At 72.2% G+C, this 19,807-nt stretch carries 18 protein-coding genes and 1 pseudogene; 10 read left to right on the forward strand and 9 right to left on the reverse strand.

Going from position 1 to position 19,807, the window contains the following annotated elements:
- The first annotated feature begins 14 nt into the window (after positions 1-14).
- From ACFY8W_RS06985 to pssA, 6 genes are all read left to right on the forward strand, one after another.
- Positions 15-2,051 carry a methylmalonyl-CoA mutase family protein gene (locus ACFY8W_RS06985; RefSeq protein WP_391101163.1) on the forward strand — a complete coding sequence of 679 codons (2,037 nt, stop codon included), beginning with the start codon at positions 15-17 and terminating at the stop codon, positions 2,049-2,051.
- Positions 2,048-3,013 carry an HpcH/HpaI aldolase/citrate lyase family protein gene (locus ACFY8W_RS06990; RefSeq protein WP_384419704.1) on the forward strand — a complete coding sequence of 322 codons (966 nt, stop codon included), beginning with the start codon at positions 2,048-2,050 and terminating at the stop codon, positions 3,011-3,013. The genes ACFY8W_RS06985 and ACFY8W_RS06990 overlap by 4 nt, the downstream gene beginning before the upstream one ends.
- 6 nt (positions 3,014-3,019) lie before the next feature.
- A complete protein-coding gene (locus ACFY8W_RS06995; RefSeq protein WP_128981445.1) occupies positions 3,020-3,532 on the forward strand; it encodes a MaoC family dehydratase in 513 nt (170 codons plus the stop codon).
- A gap of 2 nt (positions 3,533-3,534) precedes the next feature.
- Positions 3,535-4,740, forward strand: a complete 1,206-nt coding sequence (locus ACFY8W_RS07000; protein WP_391101165.1) for an acyl-CoA dehydrogenase family protein — start codon at positions 3,535-3,537, stop codon at positions 4,738-4,740.
- Positions 4,741-4,909: 169 nt separating this feature from the next.
- Positions 4,910-5,566, forward strand: coding sequence for a phosphatidylserine decarboxylase (locus ACFY8W_RS07005; RefSeq protein WP_128981441.1), 657 nt, complete (start codon positions 4,910-4,912; stop codon positions 5,564-5,566).
- Positions 5,559-6,434, forward strand: coding sequence for a CDP-diacylglycerol--serine O-phosphatidyltransferase (gene pssA / locus ACFY8W_RS07010; RefSeq protein WP_391101768.1), 876 nt, complete (start codon positions 5,559-5,561; stop codon positions 6,432-6,434). Before ACFY8W_RS07005 ends, pssA begins: the two co-directional genes overlap by 8 nt.
- A gap of 77 nt (positions 6,435-6,511) precedes the next feature.
- On the opposite strand, the gene ACFY8W_RS07015 is transcribed toward pssA, so the two are convergent.
- The 4 genes from ACFY8W_RS07015 to ACFY8W_RS07030 all read right to left on the reverse strand — a co-directional run bounded on the left by ACFY8W_RS07015 (position 6,512) and on the right by ACFY8W_RS07030 (position 10,706).
- A complete protein-coding gene (locus tag ACFY8W_RS07015; RefSeq protein ID WP_391101167.1) occupies positions 6,512-7,108 on the reverse strand; it encodes a GNAT family N-acetyltransferase in 597 nt (198 codons plus the stop codon).
- Positions 7,109-7,197: 89 nt separating this feature from the next.
- The gene (locus ACFY8W_RS07020; protein ID WP_391101170.1) at positions 7,198-8,157 is read right to left on the reverse strand and encodes a sigma-70 family RNA polymerase sigma factor; all 960 of its coding nucleotides are present in this window, start codon (positions 8,155-8,157) and stop codon (positions 7,198-7,200) included.
- A 10-nt stretch (positions 8,158-8,167) separates the two neighbouring features.
- Entirely contained in the window at positions 8,168-9,391 is a 1,224-nt protein-coding gene (locus ACFY8W_RS07025; protein ID WP_391101172.1) for an FAD-dependent oxidoreductase, read from the reverse strand.
- Positions 9,392-9,554: 163 nt separating this feature from the next.
- The gene (locus ACFY8W_RS07030) at positions 9,555-10,706 is read right to left on the reverse strand and encodes a glycerate kinase (protein WP_391101175.1); all 1,152 of its coding nucleotides are present in this window, start codon (positions 10,704-10,706) and stop codon (positions 9,555-9,557) included.
- A gap of 112 nt (positions 10,707-10,818) precedes the next feature.
- Here ACFY8W_RS07030 and ACFY8W_RS07035 point away from each other — a divergent pair, with 112 nt between their 5' ends.
- The 4 genes from ACFY8W_RS07035 to ACFY8W_RS07050 all read left to right on the forward strand — a co-directional run bounded on the left by ACFY8W_RS07035 (position 10,819) and on the right by ACFY8W_RS07050 (position 15,209).
- Positions 10,819-12,564 (forward strand): BCCT family transporter, encoded by a 1,746-nt coding sequence (locus tag ACFY8W_RS07035; RefSeq protein ID WP_391101177.1) that lies wholly within the window; start codon positions 10,819-10,821, stop codon positions 12,562-12,564.
- 63 nt (positions 12,565-12,627) lie between these two features.
- Positions 12,628-13,701, forward strand: coding sequence for an ADP-ribosylglycohydrolase family protein (locus ACFY8W_RS07040; RefSeq protein WP_391101179.1), 1,074 nt, complete (start codon positions 12,628-12,630; stop codon positions 13,699-13,701).
- Positions 13,698-14,210 (forward strand): NUDIX domain-containing protein, encoded by a 513-nt coding sequence (locus tag ACFY8W_RS07045; RefSeq protein WP_391101181.1) that lies wholly within the window; start codon positions 13,698-13,700, stop codon positions 14,208-14,210. The genes ACFY8W_RS07040 and ACFY8W_RS07045 overlap by 4 nt, the downstream gene beginning before the upstream one ends.
- Positions 14,211-14,492: 282 nt before the next feature.
- Entirely contained in the window at positions 14,493-15,209 is a 717-nt protein-coding gene (locus ACFY8W_RS07050) for a Sir2 family NAD-dependent protein deacetylase (RefSeq protein ID WP_391101183.1), read from the forward strand.
- Here the strand turns inward: ACFY8W_RS07050 and ACFY8W_RS07055 are convergent.
- From ACFY8W_RS07055 to ACFY8W_RS07075, 5 genes and pseudogenes are all read right to left on the reverse strand, one after another.
- The gene (locus ACFY8W_RS07055) at positions 15,206-15,709 is read right to left on the reverse strand and encodes a methylated-DNA--[protein]-cysteine S-methyltransferase (protein WP_391101185.1); all 504 of its coding nucleotides are present in this window, start codon (positions 15,707-15,709) and stop codon (positions 15,206-15,208) included. The two genes, ACFY8W_RS07050 and ACFY8W_RS07055, sit on opposite strands and share 4 nt — an antisense overlap.
- Positions 15,710-15,721: 12 nt before the next feature.
- On the reverse strand, positions 15,722-17,206 hold the full coding sequence (locus tag ACFY8W_RS07060; protein WP_391101188.1) for an AlkA N-terminal domain-containing protein: 1,485 nt from the start codon (positions 17,204-17,206) through the stop codon (positions 15,722-15,724).
- 142 nt (positions 17,207-17,348) lie between these two features.
- Positions 17,349-17,657 (reverse strand): annotated as a pseudogene (locus ACFY8W_RS07065) (LuxR C-terminal-related transcriptional regulator); the annotation flags it as partial.
- 116 nt (positions 17,658-17,773) lie between these two features.
- Positions 17,774-18,292: an O-acetyl-ADP-ribose deacetylase gene (locus tag ACFY8W_RS07070; protein WP_391101190.1), complete on the reverse strand. Its 519-nt coding sequence runs from the start codon at positions 18,290-18,292 to the stop codon at positions 17,774-17,776.
- Positions 18,293-18,343: 51 nt separating this feature from the next.
- Positions 18,344-19,768, reverse strand: a complete 1,425-nt coding sequence (locus tag ACFY8W_RS07075; RefSeq protein WP_391101193.1) for an FAD-dependent oxidoreductase — start codon at positions 19,766-19,768, stop codon at positions 18,344-18,346.
- Positions 19,769-19,807 lie beyond the last annotated feature (39 nt).

Here is a 19,807-nt window from a genome sequence, read left to right on the forward strand (position 1 = left end):
CCCAGGGACCATAGATGACAGAGCGTCAGAAGGATCGGCCGTGGCTCATGCGGACCTACGCCGGCCACTCGACCGCCGAGGCGTCGAACGAGCTCTACCGGCGGAACCTCGCCAAGGGCCAGACCGGCCTCTCGGTCGCGTTCGACCTGCCCACGCAGACCGGCTACGACCCCGACCACATCCTCGCCCGCGGCGAGGTCGGCCGCGTCGGGGTGCCCGTCTCGCACGTCGGTGACATGCGGCGGCTGTTCCAGGACATCCCCCTGGAGCAGATGAACACCTCGATGACGATCAACGCCACCGCCATGTGGCTGCTGGCGCTCTACCAGGTGGTCGCCGAGGAGCAGGGTGCGGACATCACCCGGCTCCAGGGCACCACCCAGAACGACATCGTGAAGGAGTACCTGTCGCGCGGGACGCACGTCTTCCCGCCCGGCCCCTCGCTCCGCCTCACGACGGACATGATCGCGTACACGGTCAACCACATCCCGAAGTGGAACCCGATCAACATCTGCAGCTACCACCTGCAGGAGGCGGGGGCCACTCCGGTCCAGGAGATCGCGTACGCGATGTCCACCGCGATCGCCGTCCTCGACGCCGTCCGCGACTCGGGACAGGTCCCGGAGGAGCGGTTCGGCGAGGTCGTCGCCCGCATCTCGTTCTTCGTGAACGCGGGCGTCCGCTTCATCGAGGAGATGTGCAAGATGCGCGCCTTCGGCCGCATCTGGGACACGATCACCCGCGAGCGCTACGGGATCGAGGACGCCAAGCAGCGCCGCTTCCGTTACGGCGTCCAGGTCAACTCGCTCGGTCTGACCGAGGCCCAGCCGGAGAACAACGTCCAGCGGATCGTCCTGGAGATGCTGGCCGTGACGCTGTCGAAGGACGCACGCGCGCGTGCCGTCCAGCTCCCGGCCTGGAACGAGGCGCTCGGACTGCCGCGCCCCTGGGACCAGCAGTGGTCGCTGCGCATCCAGCAGGTGCTCGCGCACGAGTCCGACCTCCTGGAGTACGAGGACATCTTCGCCGGCTCGCACGTCATCGAGGCCAAGGTGGACGCCCTGGTCACCGAGTGCCTGGCGGAGATCGAGCGGATCCAGGAGATGGGCGGCGCCATGGCCGCCGTCGAGTCCGGCTACCTGAAGGCCCAGCTGGTCTCCTCGCACGCCGAGCGCCGCGCCCGCATCGAGTCGGGCGAGGAGAAGATCGTCGGCGTCAACATCTTCGAGACGACCGAGCCCAACCCGCTCACCGCCGACCTGGACACCGCGATCCAGACGGTCGACCCGGCCGTCGAGGCCCGGGTGGTCGGCGCGCTGAAGACCTGGCGCGACACCCGCTACCAGCCGCCCTTCAACCACCCCCGGCCGTGCAAGGCCCTGGAGCGGCTGAAGGAGGCGGCCAAGGGCAGCGACAACCTCATGGAGGCCACCCTGGAGTGCGCCCGCGCCGGCGTCACCACCGGCGAGTGGGCCGGGGCGCTGCGCGAGGTCTTCGGTGAGTTCCGGGCCCCGACCGGTGTCTCCTCCGCCCCGGTGGCCGTTCCGGCCGAGGCGGGCTCCCCGCTGGCCGAGGTGCGCGGCAAGGTGGAGCGCACCGCGCAGGACATGGGCGTGGGCAAGCTGCGCTTCCTGGTCGGCAAGCCGGGCCTCGACGGGCACTCCAACGGCGCCGAGCAGATCGCCGTGCGGGCCCGTGACGCCGGGTTCGAGGTGGTCTACCAGGGCATCCGGCTGACGCCGGAACAGATCGTGGACGCGGCCCTGGAGGAGGACGTGCACGCGGTCGGCCTGTCGATCCTCTCCGGTTCGCACGCCCAGCTCGTGCCGGACGTCCTCGACCGCCTCAAGGTGGCCGGCGCGGCCGACATCCCGGTCGTCGTCGGCGGGATCATCCCGAACGCCGACGCCGAGGAGCTCAAGGCGGCGGGCGTGGCCGCCGTCTTCACCCCGAAGGACTTCGGGATCACCGGGATCATCGGACGTATCGTCGACGAGATCCGCAAAGCCAACCAGCTCAGCCCCCTTGAAAGTACGGAGGTCCCCGCATGACCAGCCCCGTGAACCGCCTGCGCCCGCGTCGTTCGTGCCTCGCGGTGCCCGGCTCCAACCCGCGCTTCCTGGAGAAGGCCCAGGGTCTCGCCGCCGACCAGGTCTTCCTGGACCTCGAGGACGCCTGCGCGCCGCTGGCCAAGCCGGAGGCCCGGCACACCATCGTGAAGTTCCTGAACGAGGGCGACTGGACCGGCAAGACCCGGGTCGTGCGGGTCAACGACTGGACGACCCACTGGACGTACCGCGACGTCGTCACGGTCGTCGAGGGCGCCGGCCAGAACCTCGACTGCATCATGCTGCCGAAGGTGCAGAGCGCCGAGCAGATCGTCGCGCTCGACCTGCTGCTCACCCAGATCGAGAAGACCATGGGCTTCGAGGTCGGCAAGATCGGCATCGAGGCGCAGATCGAGAACGCCCAGGGCCTCACCAACGTCAACGCGATCGCCCAGGCCTCGCAGCGCGTCGAGACGATCATCTTCGGCCCGGCCGACTTCATGGCCTCCATCAACATGAAGTCGCTGGTCGTCGGCGAGCAGCCGCCCGGTTACCCGGCGGACGCGTACCACCACATCCTGATGAGCATCCTGATGGCCGCCCGCGCCAACAACCTCCAGGCGATCGACGGCCCGTACCTGCAGATCCGCAACCAGGAGGGCTACCGCGCGGTCGCGCAGCGCGCCGCCGCCCTGGGCTTCGACGGCAAGTGGGTGCTGCACCCGGACCAGGTCGCCGCGGCGAACGAGATCTTCTCGCCCTCGCAGGAGGACTTCGACCACGCCGAGCTGATCCTCGACGCGTACGACTACTACACGTCCGAGGCCGGCGGTAAGAAGGGCTCCGCGATGCTCGGCGACGAGATGATCGACGAGGCCTCCCGCAAGATGGCCCTGGTCATCTCCGGCAAGGGCCGCGCCGCCGGCATGCAGCGCACCAGCAAGTTCGAGATCCCGGAGGCCTGATCCCCGATGCAGTTCGGCCGCACCTACGAAGAGTTCGAGATCGGCGCCGTCTACAAGCACTGGCCCGGAAAGACGGTCACCGAGTACGACGACCATCTCTTCTGTCTGCTGACGATGAACCACCATCCGCTGCACATGGACGTGAATTACGCGGAGAACACGACGGACTTCAAGAAGAACGTCGTCGTCGGCAACTACATCTACTCGCTGCTGCTCGGCATGTCCGTGCCGGACGTCTCCGGCAAGGCCATCGCCAATTTGGAGATCGAGTCGCTGCGGCACGTGGCGCCGACCTTCCACGGCGACACCATCTACGGCGAGACCACCGTCCTCGACAAGACGCCGTCGAAGTCGAAGAGCGACCGCGGCATCGTCTACGTCGAGACCAAGGGCTACAAGCAGGACGGCACCCTGGTGTGCGTCTTCCGCCGCAAGGTGATGGTCCCGACCGCCGAGTACATCGACGCGCGCGGCGGCGAGCAGCCCGGCCGCCCCGAGCTGAAGGAACAGGGGAAGTAGTCATGGCGCGACTCGCCCAGACCCACGGTCTGACCGACGTCCAGCAGGAGATCCTCTCCACGGTCCGTGACTTCGTGGACAAGGAGATCATCCCGGTCGCCACGGAGCTCGAGCACCGTGACGAGTACCCCCAGCAGATCGTGGACGGGCTCAAGGAGCTCGGCGTCTTCGGTCTGATGATCCCCGAGGAGTACGGCGGCCTGGGTGAGTCGCTGCTCACCTACGCGCTGTGCGTGGAGGAGATCGCGCGCGGCTGGATGTCGGTGTCCGGCATCATCAACACCCACTTCATCGTGGCGTACATGCTGAAGCAGCACGGCACCCAGGAGCAGAAGGAGTACTTCCTTCCGCGGATGGCGGCCGGCGAGACGCGCGGCGCGTTCTCGATGTCGGAGCCGGGTCTCGGCTCGGACGTGTCGGCGATCACGTCGAAGGCGGTGCAGGACGGCGACGAGTACGTCCTGAACGGCCAGAAGATGTGGCTGACCAACGGCGGCACGTCAACGCTGGTCGCCGTGCTCGTCCGAAGTGACGAAGGACACCCCGAGGGCACCGCCCCGCACAAGTCGATGACGACCTTCCTCGTCGAGAAGGAGCCCGGCTTCGGAGAGGTGCGCCCCGGCCTCACCATTCCGGGCAAGATCGAGAAGATGGGCTACAAGGGCGTCGACACGACCGAGCTCATCATGGACGGACTGCGCATTCCGGCCAATCGTGTCCTCGGCGGGGTCACCGGCCGAGGGTTTTACCAAATGATGGACGGCGTCGAGGTCGGCCGGGTCAATGTGGCGGCCCGTGGTTGCGGCGTCGCGCAGCGTGCCTTCGAGCTGGGCGTCCAGTATGCCCAACAGCGTCACACTTTCGGAAAGCCGATCGCCCAGCACCAGGCGATTCAGTTCAAGCTGGCCGAGATGGCTACCAAGGTCGAGGCCGCTCATGCCATGATGGTGAACGCAGCACGCAAAAAGGACTCCGGGGAACGAAACGACCTCGAAGCAGGGATGGCGAAGTACCTCGCCTCCGAATACTGCAAGGAGGTCGTCGAGGATGCCTTCCGTATTCACGGCGGCTACGGGTTCTCCAAGGAGTACGAGATCGAGCGCCTCTACCGTGAGGCACCGATGCTGCTCATCGGCGAAGGTACCGCCGAGATCCAGAAAATGATCATTGGTCGTCGGCTGCTCGAGGAGTACCGCTTCCAGGGTTGATTGTCGCATTTAGGTCGGTATGGCCGCGAAGAAGATCACACCCTGTGTTCGGCTTCCGGCCTCCGACTCGGCTTCTCGCTTGCCCAGTTGCGGCTCGCAACCGATAGCATCGCCGGAAAGCCGCCGTCCCCCGTTGCCAGTGCGGCATCATCCGCTACGAAGGTCATCCATGCCCCACAGCCAAACCTCTGCACACCGCGACAGCCTCAAGGGCGCACGCATCGCACGCGGAGCATCGCCGTGGCTTCTGCCGACCGTCGCCACCGCGGCGCTGAGCCTTGCGCGCGCTCGCAAGTCGACCGCCGCCAAGGCCGTCGCCGTGCCGGCCACCGCTCTCGCGGCCGGCATGCTGTGGTTCTTCCGCGACCCCGAGCGCGAGATCGCTCAGGGCCGGGTCATCTCGCCCGCCGACGGCGTGGTGCAGAGCATCATGCCGTGGAAGGACGGACGCACCCGCGTCGCCATCTTCATGAGCCCGCTGAACGTGCACGTCAACCGCGCGCCGCTGGCCGGCACGGTGACGTCCGTGGAGCACGTCCCCGGCGGCTTCGTGCCCGCGTTCAACAAGGAAAGCGAGAACAACGAGCGCGTTGTCTGGCACTTCGACACCGAGCTCGGCGACATCGAGATGGTCCAGATCGCGGGTGCCGTGGCCCGGCGGATCGTGCCGTACATCCCGCAGGGGACGAAGGTCGAGCAGGGTGACCGGATCGGACTGATCCGCTTCGGTTCGCGCGTCGACATCTACCTGCCGGAGGGTGTCGAGGTCGCGGTCGAGGTCGGTCAGCCCACGACCGCGGGGGTGACTCGCATTGACCGTGATTGATCCCGACACTCGGGCGGCCGACTGGGTCGCCGAGGCGGAGGCGGACGGCGTCGACGAGGCCGAGGAGATGCCGCTGTCGATGAGGCTGTCCATAGCGGACGCCCTCACGCTCGGTAACGCCACGTGCGGCTTCATGGCGGTGTACTTCACCACCACGGGGATCCTCATCCCTCACCTCACGGGCAGCTCGGAGACCGGCATGGCGCGCAACAGCGCCGCCACCGCCGTGATCCTGATGCTGGCCGCGGCGATCTTCGACCTGTTCGACGGCATCGTGGCGCGCAAGCTGCGCTCGTCCCCGATGGGCGCCGAGCTGGACAACCTGTCGGACCTGATCAGCTTCGGTCTGGCCCCGGCCTACTTCGTCCTCGTGTACGGGATGGTCACGCCCGGCGCGCAGCAGAAGGTCTCGGCCGTGGCCGCGATCGTCGTGCTGCTGGCGGTGGTGCTGAGGCTCGCGAGGTTCTCCTGCGTGACGATGAAGGACGGCATGTTCCAGGGCATGCCGAGCCCCTTCGGCGCGCTGACGGTGGTCTCGATCGTGCTCCTCGAGCTGCCGTTCATCCCGACGCTGCTCGCGATCATCGGTGTCGCCTGGCTGATGGTGAGCCGGGTCGAGTACCCGAAGCCGCGGGGCATCCTCGCGGTGGCGATGCTCAGCTGGATCGTCGGCGCCATGGGCATGCTGGCGGCGTGGGCCTTCGACGCGCCGGGCGGGGCCTTCCTGCTCCAGACCGGCTGTGCTCTCCAGGTGGTGCTGGGCGCCGTGATCCCCCTCTTCGCGACGGCCCGGCGAGTGAACACCTTCCGCGACAACCGGCGCGAGAGCCGGGAGGCGCGGCAGGCGCAGGCGGCGCAGCTGCCGTAGCAGGACCGACGGAAAGGGCCCCGGACGCGGACAGCGTCCGGGGCCCTTTCCTGTGCCGTCGACAGCGCGCGGGGCCGTCAGCGGCCCAGGCGCTTGTAGTAGAGGGTCGTGGGGCGGAGGGTGCCGCCCGGGTCGGCGGCGAAGTCCGGGATGACGCCCGCCGCGGTCCAGCCGGCCGCGCGGTAGAGCCGTTCCGCGGGGCTGTCGGTCTCGGTGTCCAGGACCAGGAGGCCGAGGCCGGTCGCTGCGGCGTGCGCCTCGGCGGTCGCGAGCAGCCGGGCGCCGAGGCCCTGGCCGCGGGCGTCACGGTGCACCACGAGCCGTGCGATCTCGCCGCGGTGCCGCCCGTTCGCCTTGGCGTCGCGTACGAGGGTCACGGCGCCCAGGACCGCGTCCCCGGCGCCGTACGCGGCCCAGACCTCGCGCCCGTCGGCCACCTCGGTCCACCAGGCGGCGGCCTCCGCAGGGTCCAGCGGCGCCAGGAAGCCGATGGAGGCCCCACCGGCGACCGCGTCCACCAGGAGCGCGCCCAGACCGTCCGAGGCCCGCTCACGGACCTCCTCGGCCGTCAGGCGCCGGATCTCCGCCCCGCCGCCGAGCCGCTTCTCCCCCGGCCGCTTCTCCCCGAGCCGCTCCTCGCCGAGCCGCTTCTCTTCGCTTCGTGCGTCGTTCATGCGCCCGAGGCTCGCACCGGCGTGTTACGCGGGTGTGTCGCCGAGCGCACGGTGCCGCGCACAGGGCCGCGCGCACAGGGCCTCGCGGGTCACCACTCGCCGACGAGCGGCGTGTCCGGCTCGTGGGTGCGCCAGGCATCGTTGAGGCGGGTGAGACGGGCCGGGGCGGCGATGCCCCGTACGGTGGCGATCCTGCCGTCGGCGATGTCGAAGGTGACGGCACCGATGACCTGGTCCCCGACGACGAAGAGCATGGCGGGGGCGCCGTTGACGAGCGCGTAGTGGACGGTGGGCGTGCCGCCGGCGAGGCGCCGCTTCGCGCGCGTGGGGGTGAAGCCGGCCCGTGCGACGGCGGCGACGCGCTCCGGGGTGTCGAACCGCAGCAGCTTCGCGGTCAGGCCCGCGCCGTCGGAGACCGCGGTGACGTCGTCGGTGAGGAGCGCCACGAGCCGTTCGGTGCGGCCCGAGGTGGCCGCGGCGAGGAACTCCTCGACGATCCTGCGGGCGGCGGCGGGGTCGGCCGCGCCGTCCCCGCCACGACGGCGCGCGGTGGCGACGTGCCGCCGGGCCCGGTGGAGGTGCTGCTGGCTCGCGGCCTCGCTGACGTCGAGGATGTCGGCGATCTCGGCGTGGCTGTACGAGAACGCCTCGCGCAGGACGTAGACGGCCCGCTCGAAGGGCGACAGGCGCTCCATCAGCGTCAGCACGGCCAGGGAGACCGATTCGCGCTGCTCGAACGTGTCGGCCGGGCCGAGCATCTGGTCACCGTCGAGGAGCGGTTCGGGCAGCCAGGCGCCGGCGCTGCGTTCGCGGCGGGCCTGGGCCGAGCGGAGCCGGTCGAGGCACAGGTTGGTGACGACCTTGGTCAGCCATGCCTCGGGCACCTTGATCCGCTGCCGGTCGGCTGCCTGCCAGTGCAGGAAGGCGTCCTGCACGACGTCCTCCGCGTCGACGGCGGAGCCGAGGAGACGGTACGCCAGCGAGGCCAGCCGGTTCCGGCTGGCCTCGAACCGGCTGGTGTCGAAGCGGTCGGCGGTGGTGCTGTCCACGTGGGTCACCTTAGTGGCCGGCTACGCGGCCCGCCTGCTCGGCAGGGATCAACGCGGTTGCCACGAGGCGGTGTTGGCGCTTGGGGATGCCGAAGGTGGGGTGCGAGGTGGTCCACAGCGACATCCTGAGGATGCCCGCCTTGATCCGGGCGGCCTTCCGGCCGCCGAGGTACTTCGGCTTCGCGGTTCCCTTCCCGTCGACCATCTGCAGGATCCCGTCCCGCCGTCCGAGGCTGATGTGGTTGCCGAGGTAGGCAAGGCTGGTGCTACCGGTACTGCGGCCGGTCAGGCGCCCGAGGATCGCGTCGGTCGCCCGCATGCCGGTGTAGCCGGCCGAGGCGCAGGACATCGGCAGCGGCAGGCCGTTGTCGCCGATGGCGTACGCGGCGTCGCCGGCGGCGTACACGTCGGGGTGCGAGACCGACCGCATGGTGCCGTCGACGACGATCCGGCCGTCCGGGGTGACCTCGAGCCCGCCGGCGGCGGCGACGGGGCTCACCGCGAACCCGGCCGTCCACACGGTCGCGTCGGACACCAGGACGGTGCCGTCGGCGCACCGCACCCGCGTCGCCTCGACGGCTTCGACGACGGTGTGCTCCAGGACCGTGATGCCCAGCCGGCCGCAGGCCCGGCGCAGATGGTCGCGGGCTCCGGCGGAGAGCCGGGCGCCCAGCTCGCCACGGGCGACGAGCGTCACGGACAGGCCGGGCCGGGACTCGGCGACCTCGGTGGCGGTCTCGATGCCCGTCAGCCCGTCACCGACGACCAGCACGCTCCGGCCCCCGCCCTGCCCGGCCCGGCTCTCCAGACCGTCCAGGTGCTCGCGCAGGCGCTGCGCCGAGGGCCGGCCGGTGACGTCGAAGGCGTGCTCGGCCACACCGGGGACGCCGTGGTCGGCGACGCGGCTGCCGAGCGCGTAGACGAGCGTGTCGTAGCCGAGCTCGCCTGCGTCCCCGTCGGCGTCGGCCACGGCGACGACCCGGCGCTCGGGGTCGACGGCGGTGACCCGGCCCAGGCGCAGCCGTGCGCCCGTTCCCTCGAAGACGTCGGCGAGCTTCGGAGCCTCGATCTCCTGACCGGCCGCGTACTGGTGCAGCCGCAGCCGCTGGACGAAGTCCGGCTCGGCGTTGACGACGGTGATCTCGGTGTCCGCCGGGGACAGCCGGCGGGCCAGGTTCCCGGCCGCGTAGGCGCCGGCGTAGCCGGCGCCGAGGACGACGATGCGGTGCTTCATGCGTCTTCTCCTGTCGTTTCGCTTGCTCCCGGAGGTTGAGCGGGACAGCGAGGCGATTCCTGACAGGATCGGGGTGTGATGCGGGTCACATCTCGGGAAGGTCCGGCGGGGCGGGCCGTCCGCGGGGCCGCGGACGGTCCTCGCCCGGTGCTGCGAGCTGCCGCTACGCCAGGAAGTCCCGGGCGATGTCCGAGGCGACCTGCTCCAGGAGCGGGCCCGCGTTCGGGATGGACTTCGCGGGGTCGGGCTCCAGGGCGGAGAGCGGGTAGACACGGCGGATGCCGGCGGCGCCCAGGGTCTCGGGAGCCAGCGCGAGGCGGCCGCAGACCGCGACGACGTCCTTGCCGGCCGCGCGGGCGGCCGCGGCGACGCCCGCCGGGGCCTTGCCGTGCAGGGTCTGCTCGTCGAGGGAGCCCTCGCCCGTGATGACCAGCGTGGCGCGCTCCAGGGCCGGGGCGAAGCCCAGGACGTCCAGCATCAGCTCGATGCCGGGGCGGAAGCTCGCGCCGATCAGCAGCGCGCCGTAGCCGATGCCGCCGGCGCCGCCCGCGCCCGGGGAGGCGGCGAGCTCGGCGGCCTTGGGACCGATCGCCTTCTCCAGTACCTGCGCGTAGTGCGCGAGGGCCGCGTCCAGGGTCTCGACGTCCTGCGGGGAGGCGCCCTTCTGCGGGCCGTACACCGCGGCGCAGCCCTTCGGGCCGGTCAGCGGGTTGTCCACGTCGCTGGCGAGGACGAGGTCGACGTCGGCGAAGCGCGGGTCGACGTCCGACAGGTCGGCGGACGCGAGCCCGGCGAGGGCTCCGCCGCCGGGGCCGACCGGCTCGCCGTCGGCGTCGAGGAAGCGCGCGCCCAGCGCGGCGAGCATGCCCGCGCCGCCATCGGTCGTGGCGCTGCCGCCGACGCCGAAGACGATCGAGGTGGCGCCGGCGTCGAGGGCGGCGCGCAGCAGCTCTCCGGAGCCGTAGGTGGTGGCGGTGAGCGGGGCGAAGACCCCGGCCGGGAGCAGCTGGAGGCCGGAGGCCTCCGCCATCTCCACCACCGCGGTGGTCCCGCGCAGCGCGAACGCGGCCGTGACGGGCTCGCCGACCGGCCCGGTCACGGTGACCTCGCGCCGCTCGAACCCGGCCGCGACGGCCGCCGCCACGGTGCCGTCGCCGCCGTCGGCGACGGGCAGCGTCTCCACCTCGAGCTCCGGGACGACCCGTCGCAGTCCTGCTGTGACCCGCTCCGCGACCTGTACGGCCGTGAGCGAACCCTTGAACTTGTCGGCCGCGACGAGCACGCGTGCGACCTCAGTTACTGCTCCGTCCGTCACCTTGCATCCCTTGCTTTCGAACAGGCAGTCGCGCCGTGGCCGACCCTATCCGTACGGGAAGACGGCGTGCCACCCCCTGATAAGGCGATATTCCACACCATAGTGGGGCCACATGAGCACGGAACCGATCGATCAGAGACCCGGGCCACGCCCCGTCCAGGACCCCGGACCGGACCCGAAGGTCATCGGCATCGGGATGGCGGCCGTCGTCGCGGTGGTCGGCTGGGCGGCGCTCGGCGAGGACTCCTTCGACGACGCCTCCTCCACGGCCCTGCGCTGGGTCCTCGGCAACTTCGCCTGGCTGTTCGTGACGGCGGCGGACGTCTTCCTCGTGCTGTGCGTGGTGATCGCGCTGAGCCGCTTCGGCCGGATCCGGCTCGGCGCGGACGACTCGGAGCCGGAGTTCACCAACCTCGCGTGGATCGCGATGATGTTCAGCGCGGGCATGGGCATCGGCCTGATGTTCTACGGGGTGGGCGAACCGCTCCAGCACTATCTGAGCCCGCCGCCCGCGACCGGCGTCGAGCCGGGGACCGGCGCCGCGGCCCGGACCGCGATGGAGTACTCGTTCTTCCACTGGACCCTCACTCCGTGGGCCATCTACGGCATGGCGGGCCTCGCCCTCGCCTACGCCGGCTTCCGCAAGGGCCGCGGCAACACGCTGAGCGCCGCGTTCGTTCCGTTGCTCGGCGAGCGCAGGGCGCGGTCCTGGCCGGGCAGGTCGATCGACCTGCTCGCGGTGTTCGCGACGGTCTTCGGCACGGCCACCAGCCTGGGCCTCGGCGCGCTCCAGGTGGCGGAGGGCCTGAACATCACCGCGGGCGTGAAGGACTCCACGGCCACCGAGCTGATCATCATCGTGTCGCTCTCCGCGGCGTTCGTCCTGTCGGCGTTCTCGGGCCTGCACAAGGGCGTGAAGTGGCTCTCGACGCTGAACATCGTGCTCGCCGCCGCGCTGATGCTGTTCGTGTTCCTGCTCGGCCCGACCGTTTACGTGCTGGACACGATCCCCGCCTCGGTGGGCGGCTACCTGCACCAGCTGCTGCCGATGGCCAGCCGTACGGGCGCCTTCTCGGACCGCGCGTGGCTCGGGGCCTGGACGATCTTCTACTGGGCGTGGTGGCTGTCCTGGGCGCCGTTCGTCGGCACCTTCATCGCGCGGATCTCCCGGGGCCGAACCGTGCGCGAGTTCCTCTTCGGGGTGCTGCTCGTGCCCTCCGGCGCCACGGTGGTCTGGTTCTGCGTGATGGGCGGCACGGCGATCCGGCTCGACTCGACGGGCGCCGCCGACCTGGCGGGAGCGGTGAAGGACGGCGCGGAGGCCTCGCTGTTCGCGATGCTGGACGCCCTGCCGATCGGCACGGTCACCTCCTACATCGCGATGCTGCTGGTCATGACGTACTTCGTCACCAGCGCCGACTCGGCCTCGCTGGTGATGGGCTCGCTCACCAGCCGCGGCGCGCTGAACCCGCCGACCTGGCTGGTGGTCGCCTGGGGCGTCCTGATGGCCGCGGTCGCCGCCGTCCTGCTGGTCGCCGGCGGTCTGAACTCGCTGCAGACGGCGACGATCCTGGTGGCGCTGCCCTTCGTGCTCGTCATGCTGGGCCTGTGCTGGTCGCTCCTGAAGGAGCTGCGTGAGGACCCGGGCGCGGGCCCCGCCCGGCACCACGCGCCGCACGGCGTCGGGGACGCGGTACGGGCGATGGTCGGCGAGGCGGTCAGCCAACGGGCGGCCGGGACGGGAGCCGCCCGCCACCACCGGCTGCGCCGTGCGGCCGCGCGGTCGCGCACCGAGGGCGACGAGGAGCGGGAGCGCGGGGAGGTGGCGGCGGGCAGGGGCGAGGGCGGGGAGGAGTGATCGCGGAGAGCCGGGCGGGCGGGTCGGCGCGCGGCCCGGCGTCCCGTCGGTTACACCGTAGACATGGGTCAGCTCAAGCACAGTGAACTCGCCGACCGGATCCTCGGCGGCTGGACGGGGCGGATCGCCGGGAACATGCTCGGCAAGCCGGTCGAACGCGGTGACCACTGGACGACCGAGCGGATCGACGCCTATCTGCGGCTGACCGACGCCCTGCCGCTGACCGACTACCTGCCCCCGCCGCCCGCCGCCGGTGCCGACGGTTTCGAGCTGCGCCCCGAGTGGCCGCAGTGCGTGCGCGGCCGGATCAACGGCAGCTGCCGGGACGACGACATCGACTACACGATCCTGGGCCTGCACCTGCTGGAGACCCGCGGCTTCGCCTTCAGCACCGAGCAGGTCGGCGAGCACTGGCTGCTGCGGCTGCCGTACCTGCAGACGTTCACGGCGGAGCGGGTGGCCTACCGCAATCTCGCGAACGGCCTGAAGCCGCCGCTGACCGCCACCTACGACAATCCGTACCAGGAGTGGATCGGCGCCCTGATCAGGGCGGACGTGTACGGCTGGACCTCGCCGGGCGACCCGCGCCGGGCCGCCTCGCTGGCCCGCCGCGACGCGGTGCTCTCCCACACGGGCAACGGGGTGTACGGCGCGATGTGGGCGGCGGCCCTGATCGCCGCCGCGTTCACGGCTCCCGACGCGCGCTCCGCGCTGTCCGTCGCGCTGGAACGCGTCCCGGCGAGCAGCCGCCTCGCCAGGACCGTGCGGCACACGATGGCGCTGCACGAGGCCGGAGTGGAGTGGTCCGATGCGCTGGCCGAGCTGTCCCGGGAGACCGGTTCGCTGGGCTGGATCCACACGATCCCGAACGCCGCGGTGCTCACCGCCGGACTCCTCTACGGCGAGGGCGACTTCACTCGTACCCTCGCGCTGACCGTGCGCGGCGGCCTGGACACCGACTCCAACGGCGCCACGGCCGGCTCCGTCGCGGGCGTGCTGTGCGGCGCGGCGGCGATCCCGCCCCAGTGGTCGGAGCCGCTGCGGGACCGGGTGCACAGCGCGGTGGCGGGCTTCGACGGGTCCCGGATCAGCGAGCTGGCGGAGCGGACGGTACGGCTGGCTACGCTGACGGGATGACGACGTCCGACTACGCCACGTACATCGCCGGCCTGCCCCGGGTCCTGGCCGGGGCCGCCGCCCTCTTCCGGGACGCGGCCGGCCGCGTCCTGATCGTCGAGCCGAACTACCGGGAGGGCTGGGCCCTGCCGGGCGGCACGATCGAGTCCGACGCGGGCGAGACGCCCCGGGCGGGCGCCCGGCGCGAGACGGCCGAGGAGATCGGCCTCGACGTGGAGCTGGGCGCGCTGCTCGCCGTCGACTGGGTGCCCGGTCCGGGCCGTCCCCCGCTGGTGGCGTACCTGTACGACGGCGGGGTGCTGTCCGGTGAGCAGCTCGCGGCGATCCGGCTCCAGGAGGAGGAGCTGGTCTCCTGGAAGCTGGTGGAGCCGGCGGAGCTGCCCGCGTACCTGCCGGGCGGCCTGGGGCTGCGGGTGGTCGCGGCCCTTGCCGCGCTGGACGGCGGCCGCGGCCCGGTGGAACTGGAGAACGGCCGCCCGGTGCGGGTCGGGTCACGCCCTGGCGCCTGAGCACCCGGACGGGCGCCAGCCGTGTCCGGGTTCCGGTGGCGTGAGGCGGCCGGTGCGCGCGGACGTGTCGCGGGAGGCGGTGCGGGCCCCGGTGCGGCGGCCGCGGGCGATGAGGTCGCGGACGACCGCCTCGACGGCGTCCTGGGGCCTGCCGAGGCCGGCGGACCATGGCCTCGACCACGAGTTCGGCGTCGAGGGAGATGCTGACCTTGGCCGTGGGGGCGGACCCGGCAGCAACAAATCGGATCGCGGGAGGTCCACCGGCCCGCCTACGCTCGCCACATGACCATGGTGGCGATTCTCAGCGGAGCCGGTATCTCCACGGACTCGGGCATCCCCGACTACCGCGGACCCGACGGGGTGTGGCGGCGCGACCCGGAGGCCGAGCGGCTCGTCACCTACGGGCCGTACATGGCCGACCCGGAGATCCGCCGCCGCTCGTGGCGGATGCGGCTCGACCTGCCGGTCCTCCGTGCCGAGCCGAACGTCGCGCACCACGCCGTCGCGGCCTACGAGAAGAGCGGCAACGCGCTGCGGGTGATCACCCAGAACGTCGACGGGCTGCACCAGGCCGCCGGCGTGTCCGAGCGCAAGGTGCTCGAACTCCACGGCTCGGCGCGGTCGGTGGTGTGCACGGCCTGTCACGCCCGTTCGTCGATGGACGAGGCGCTGGATCGGGTGAAGGCCGGCGAGGACGACCCGGCGTGCCGGACGTGCGGCGGCATCCTGAAGGCGGCGACGGTGATGTTCGGGCAGCGTCTCGACCCGAAGGTGCTGGGCGACGCGATGTCGATCGCGAAGGCCGCGGAGGTGTTCGTCGCGGTCGGCACCAGCCTCCAGGTGCAGCCGGCGGCATCGCTCGCCGGGATCGCGGCCGAGCACGGCGCCCGGCTGATCATCGTGAACGCCGAGCCGACGCCGTACGACCCGATCGCGGACGAGGTCGTGCGCGAGCCGATCGGCACGGCGCTGCCCGCGCTGCTCGAACGGCTCCGCTAGAACAGGGCGTCGGGGGCCGCCGCGCCCGATTCGAAGGCCAGCAGCCGCTGCTTGCGGTCGAGGCCGCCGCCGTAACCGGTGAGCCCGCCGCCCGCGCCGATCACGCGGTGGCACGGGACGACGATGCTCACCGGGTTCTTGCCGTTGGCGAGGCCGACCGCGCGGGAGGCGCCGGGATTGCCGAGGGCCTCGGCGAGTTCGCCGTACGTCCGGGTCTCGCCGTACGGGATGCTGCGCAGCTGCTCCCACACGCGGAGCTGGAACTCGGTGCCGACGAGGTGCAACGGCAGGTCGAACTCGGTGAGTCGGCCGGCGAAGTACGCGTCGAGCTGCCGCACGGCCTCGGTGAACGGCCGCGGGTCGGGGCTGCCGAAGGTCTCCTCCGGCGGGCGGTGGCGCTGGCCGGTCATGTGGATGCGGCTGAGGACGCCGTCGACGGCGACCAGGGTCAGCGCGTCGTAGGGGCTGTCCACGACCGTGTGCCGGACGGTGGGAGGCATGGCGGAACTTCCTTACGCGGGCAGGTGGTTGATCGGGTGCTCGTCGGTGGCCCACAGGTACTGCACGGCGTACGCGCGCCAGGGCCGCCAGCGTGCCGCCCGGTCGGTGAGCGCGGCGGGCGTGGCCGGCAGCCCGAGGCTCTGGGCGGCGCGGCGGACGCCGAGGTCGCCGGGGAGGAAGGCGTCGGGGTCGCCGAGCGCCCGCATGGCGATGACCTCGGTGGTCCAGGGCCCGAAGCCGGGCAGGGCGAGGAGCCCGGCCCGGGCCTCGGCCCAGTCGCTCTCGGGTCCGAGGGCGAGGCTTCCGTCCGCGAGGGCGCCGATCAGGGTGATCAGGGTGGTGCGGCGGCTGCGCGGCAGGGCGAGGGTCTCGGGATCGAGCCCGGCGAGGGCCTCGGGCGTCGGGAAGAGATGGGTGAGGCCGCCCTCCGGGTCCTCGACGCGGACGCCGTGCGCCGTGACCAGGCGGGCCGCGTGGGTGCGTGCGGCGGCGGTGGACACCTGCTGGCCGAGCACGGCCCGTACGGCGAACTCGGCGGCGTCGACGGTGCGCGGTACCCGCCGGCCGGGCGCGGCGTCGACGAGCGGCGCGAGCAGCGGGTCGGCGCGCAGCTGGTCGTCGACGGCGACGGGGTCGGCGTCGAGGTCGAGGAGCCGGCGGCAGCGGCTGATGGCGATCGGGAGGTCGCGGGGATCAGTGAGCGAGAGCCGGCACAGCACGTGGTCGGGGCGCGGGGTCAGCGCGACGATGCCGTAGCCGTACGGGAGGGCGAGCGTCCTGCGGTAGGCGCCGTCGCGCCACTCCTCGACGCCGGGGACGGCGGTCGCGGCCAGGTGGCCGAAGAGGTTGGACGGGTCGAGCGGGGCGCGGAACGGCAGCCGGAGGGTGATGGTCCCGGGCGTGGTGGACACCCGGGATCCGTCGGCGCGGGGGCCCCTGGCGCGGGCCCGCAGCTCGCCGGGGGTGAGCGCGAAGACCTCGCGGACGGTGTCGTTGAAGGTGCGGATGGAGGAGAAACCGGCCGCGAAGGCGATCTGCGCCATGGGCATGGGGGTGGTCTCGATGAGCAGCCGGGCGGTCTGGGCGCGCTGGGCGCGGGCGAGTGCGAGGGGGCTCGCGCCGAGCTCGGTGAGCAGCTGCCGCTCGATCTGCCGCGTGGAGTAGCCGAGCCGCGCGGCGAGGCCGGGCACCCCCTCGCGGTCGACGACGCCGTCCTGGATCAGCCGCACGGCGCGGGCGACGGCGTCGGCCCTGACGTGCCAGTGGGGCGATCCCGGGCTGGTGTCGGGCCGGCAGCGCTTGCAGGCCCGGAACCCGGCCCGCTGGCAGGAGGCGGCGGTGGGGTGGAACTCCATGTTCTCGGGCTTGGGCGGCACGGCCGGGCAGCTGGGCCGGCAGTAGATCCGAGTGGTGCGGACGGCGGTGAAGAAGACGCCGTCGAAGCGGGCGTCCTTCGACTGGACGGCCCGCACGCAGCGCTCGGTGTCGGTGTGCATGCCTCAAGGATCGGTGATCGCGGGCGGGCCGGGCTGGCGAGAAAACGACATCAACGTCCGACGACCTGGCCGGCCTCCGCGCTCCGGGAGGGGCAGCGCCGGGCAGGCAGTGCGGGAAGAAGACCTGGGCGACGAGTTCGCGGCGGGACCGGACGCCGGTCTTGGTGAAGACCGTCTTGAGGTGGTCCCGGACCGTGAACGGGGACAGCCGGAGCCTGGTGGCGATCTCCGACGTGGGCGCGCCGCCGACCACCTCGGCGAGGACCTGGCACTCGCGCGGGCTGAGGGCGTAGGTCTCCATCAGGGCCGCGATGCGGTCGGGCAGCGAGGCGGGCCCATGGACAGGGCTTCCTGGGGCCGCTCCCCCGTGTCGAGCCGCCAGCCCTCGATGGCGGCCCAGCCGCCCGACCGGGTCGGCACGCAGACCCGGCTGCCACCGGTGGGACTGCATCACAGGGCGCGCTGAATGCCTGATCAACGTGCAGGCGCGGCCGGATCGTGACGGGCGGCGGACGCCGGGCGTCCGAGGGACGGGGGCGGCGACCGGTGGGCGGGCGGGCCGGAGGGTCAGCCCAGGGCGGCCTCGAAGGCCGCGTACGCGTTCTCGTCGAAGAGCACGAAGCGGACCTCCGCCACCGACGTGGTCGCCGCCCGGACGGTCTCGACGGCGATGCGGGCGCCGTCGTCCATGGGCCAGCCGTAGACGCCGGTGGAGACCGCCGGGAACGCGACGGAGCGCGCGCCGAGTTCGTCGGCCACCCGCAGGGACTCCCGGTAGCAGGAGGCGAGCAGCTCGGAACGGTCCTCCTGGGCGCTGTGGACCGGGCCGACGGTGTGGACGACCCAGCGCGCGGCCAGGTTTCCGGCGGTGGTGGCGACGGCCTTGCCCGTGGGCAGGCCGCGGCCGTAGTGGCCCGCGCGGAGCTTGCGGCACGCGTCGAGGACGGCGGGTCCGCCCCGGCGGTGGATCGCCCCGTCGACCCCGCCTCCGCCCAGGAGGGAGGAGTTGGCCGCGTTGACGATGACGTCGGTGTCCTGCCGGGTGATGTCGCCGCGGACGAGCACGATCTCGGGTCGGGTGGTCATGTCTCCATCGTCCCGCCGACGGGTGGGCGGGTCATCCGGGTTTTCGCCGCCTCATCTCCCCGCGGGCACGCGCAGCCGGCGCCAGACCGCCTTGGCCGCGTTGTGGCCGGACATGCCGTGGACGCCGGGGCCGGGCGGGGTGGCGGAGGAGCAGAGGAAGACCGCCGGGTGGGGCGTGCTGTAGGGGAAGAGGGAGAGCTTCGGCCGGAGCACGAGCTGCAGGCCGCGGGCGGCGCCGCAGGCGATGTCGCCGCCGACGTAGTTGGCGTTGCGCTCGGCGAGCTCGGGCGGTCCGGCGGTGGCCCGGGCGAGGATCAGGTCGCGGAAGCCGGGCGCGAAGCGCTCGATCTGCCGTTCGATGGCGTCGGTGAGGTCGCCGCGCCAGCCGTTGGGGACGTGGCCGTAGGCCCAGAAGACGTGCTTGCCCTCGGGGGCACGGCTCGGGTCGACCAGACTGGGCTGGGCGGTGATGAGGAACGGGGCGTCCGGGGCGGTACCGGAGGACGCCTGGTGCAGCGCCGTGTCGATCTCCCCCATGGTGGGACCGACCTGGACGGTGCCGGCCCGGCGCGCGGCGTCGGCGGTCCACGGTACGGGGCCCGACAGGGCGTAGTCGATCTTGAAGCAGCTGGCGCCGTAGCGGTAGCCGTCGTAGGCGGCGCCGAGCCCGGCGATCCTGGCGAGGGCGGTGGGCGAGGTGTCGAAGACGTAGGCGCGGGCCGGCGGCAGGTCGTCGAGCCGCTTGACCTCGAAGTCGGTGTGGACGGCGCCGCCGAGCTCCTTCAGATACGCGGCGAGGGCGTCGGAGATCGACTGGGAGCCGCCGCGGGGCAGCGGCCAGCCGCCCGTGTGCGCGGCGAGCGCGAAGACCAGGCCGACGGCCCCGGTGGCGAAGCCGCCGAGCGGGGCGATGACATGGCCGACGAGCCCGGCGAACAGGCCGCGTGCCTTCTCGTCCCGGAAGCGGCGCATCAGCCAGGTGGACGGCGGGAGTCCGGCCAGGCCGAAGCGGGCCAGCGTGACCGGGTCGCGCGGCAGCGCGGTGAGCGGCAGCTGCATGAAGTCCCCAACCAGGCTGTCCCACTTGCCGAGGAAGGGCGCGACGAGCCGCCGGTAGGTGCCGGCGTCGCGCGGTCCGAAGGAGGCGGCGGTCTCGGCGACGGAACGGGAGAGGACGGCCGCGGTGCCGTCGTCCCAGGGGTGGGCCATGGGCAGCTCGGCGTGCAGCCACTCCAGCCCGTGCCGCTGCAGCGGCATGGTCTTGAATACGGGCGAGCCGATGCCGAGCGGGTGCACGGCAGAACACGGGTCGTGGCGGAAGCCGGGAAGCGTGAGCTCCTCCGTGCGGGCGCCGCCGCCCACGGTGGACTTCGCCTCGAACACGGCGACCGAGAAGCCGCGGCGGGCCAGTTCCACGGCGGCGGTCAGTCCGTTGGGCCCCGCCCCCACGACGACGGCATCGAGCATCGACGGCACCTGGACTCCTTCGTCGGTCGGCGGGCCAGGTAACCCAGC

This window comes from Streptomyces sp. NPDC012637, from assembly GCF_042954805.1.
GTDB lineage: Bacteria > Actinomycetota > Actinomycetes > Streptomycetales > Streptomycetaceae > Streptomyces.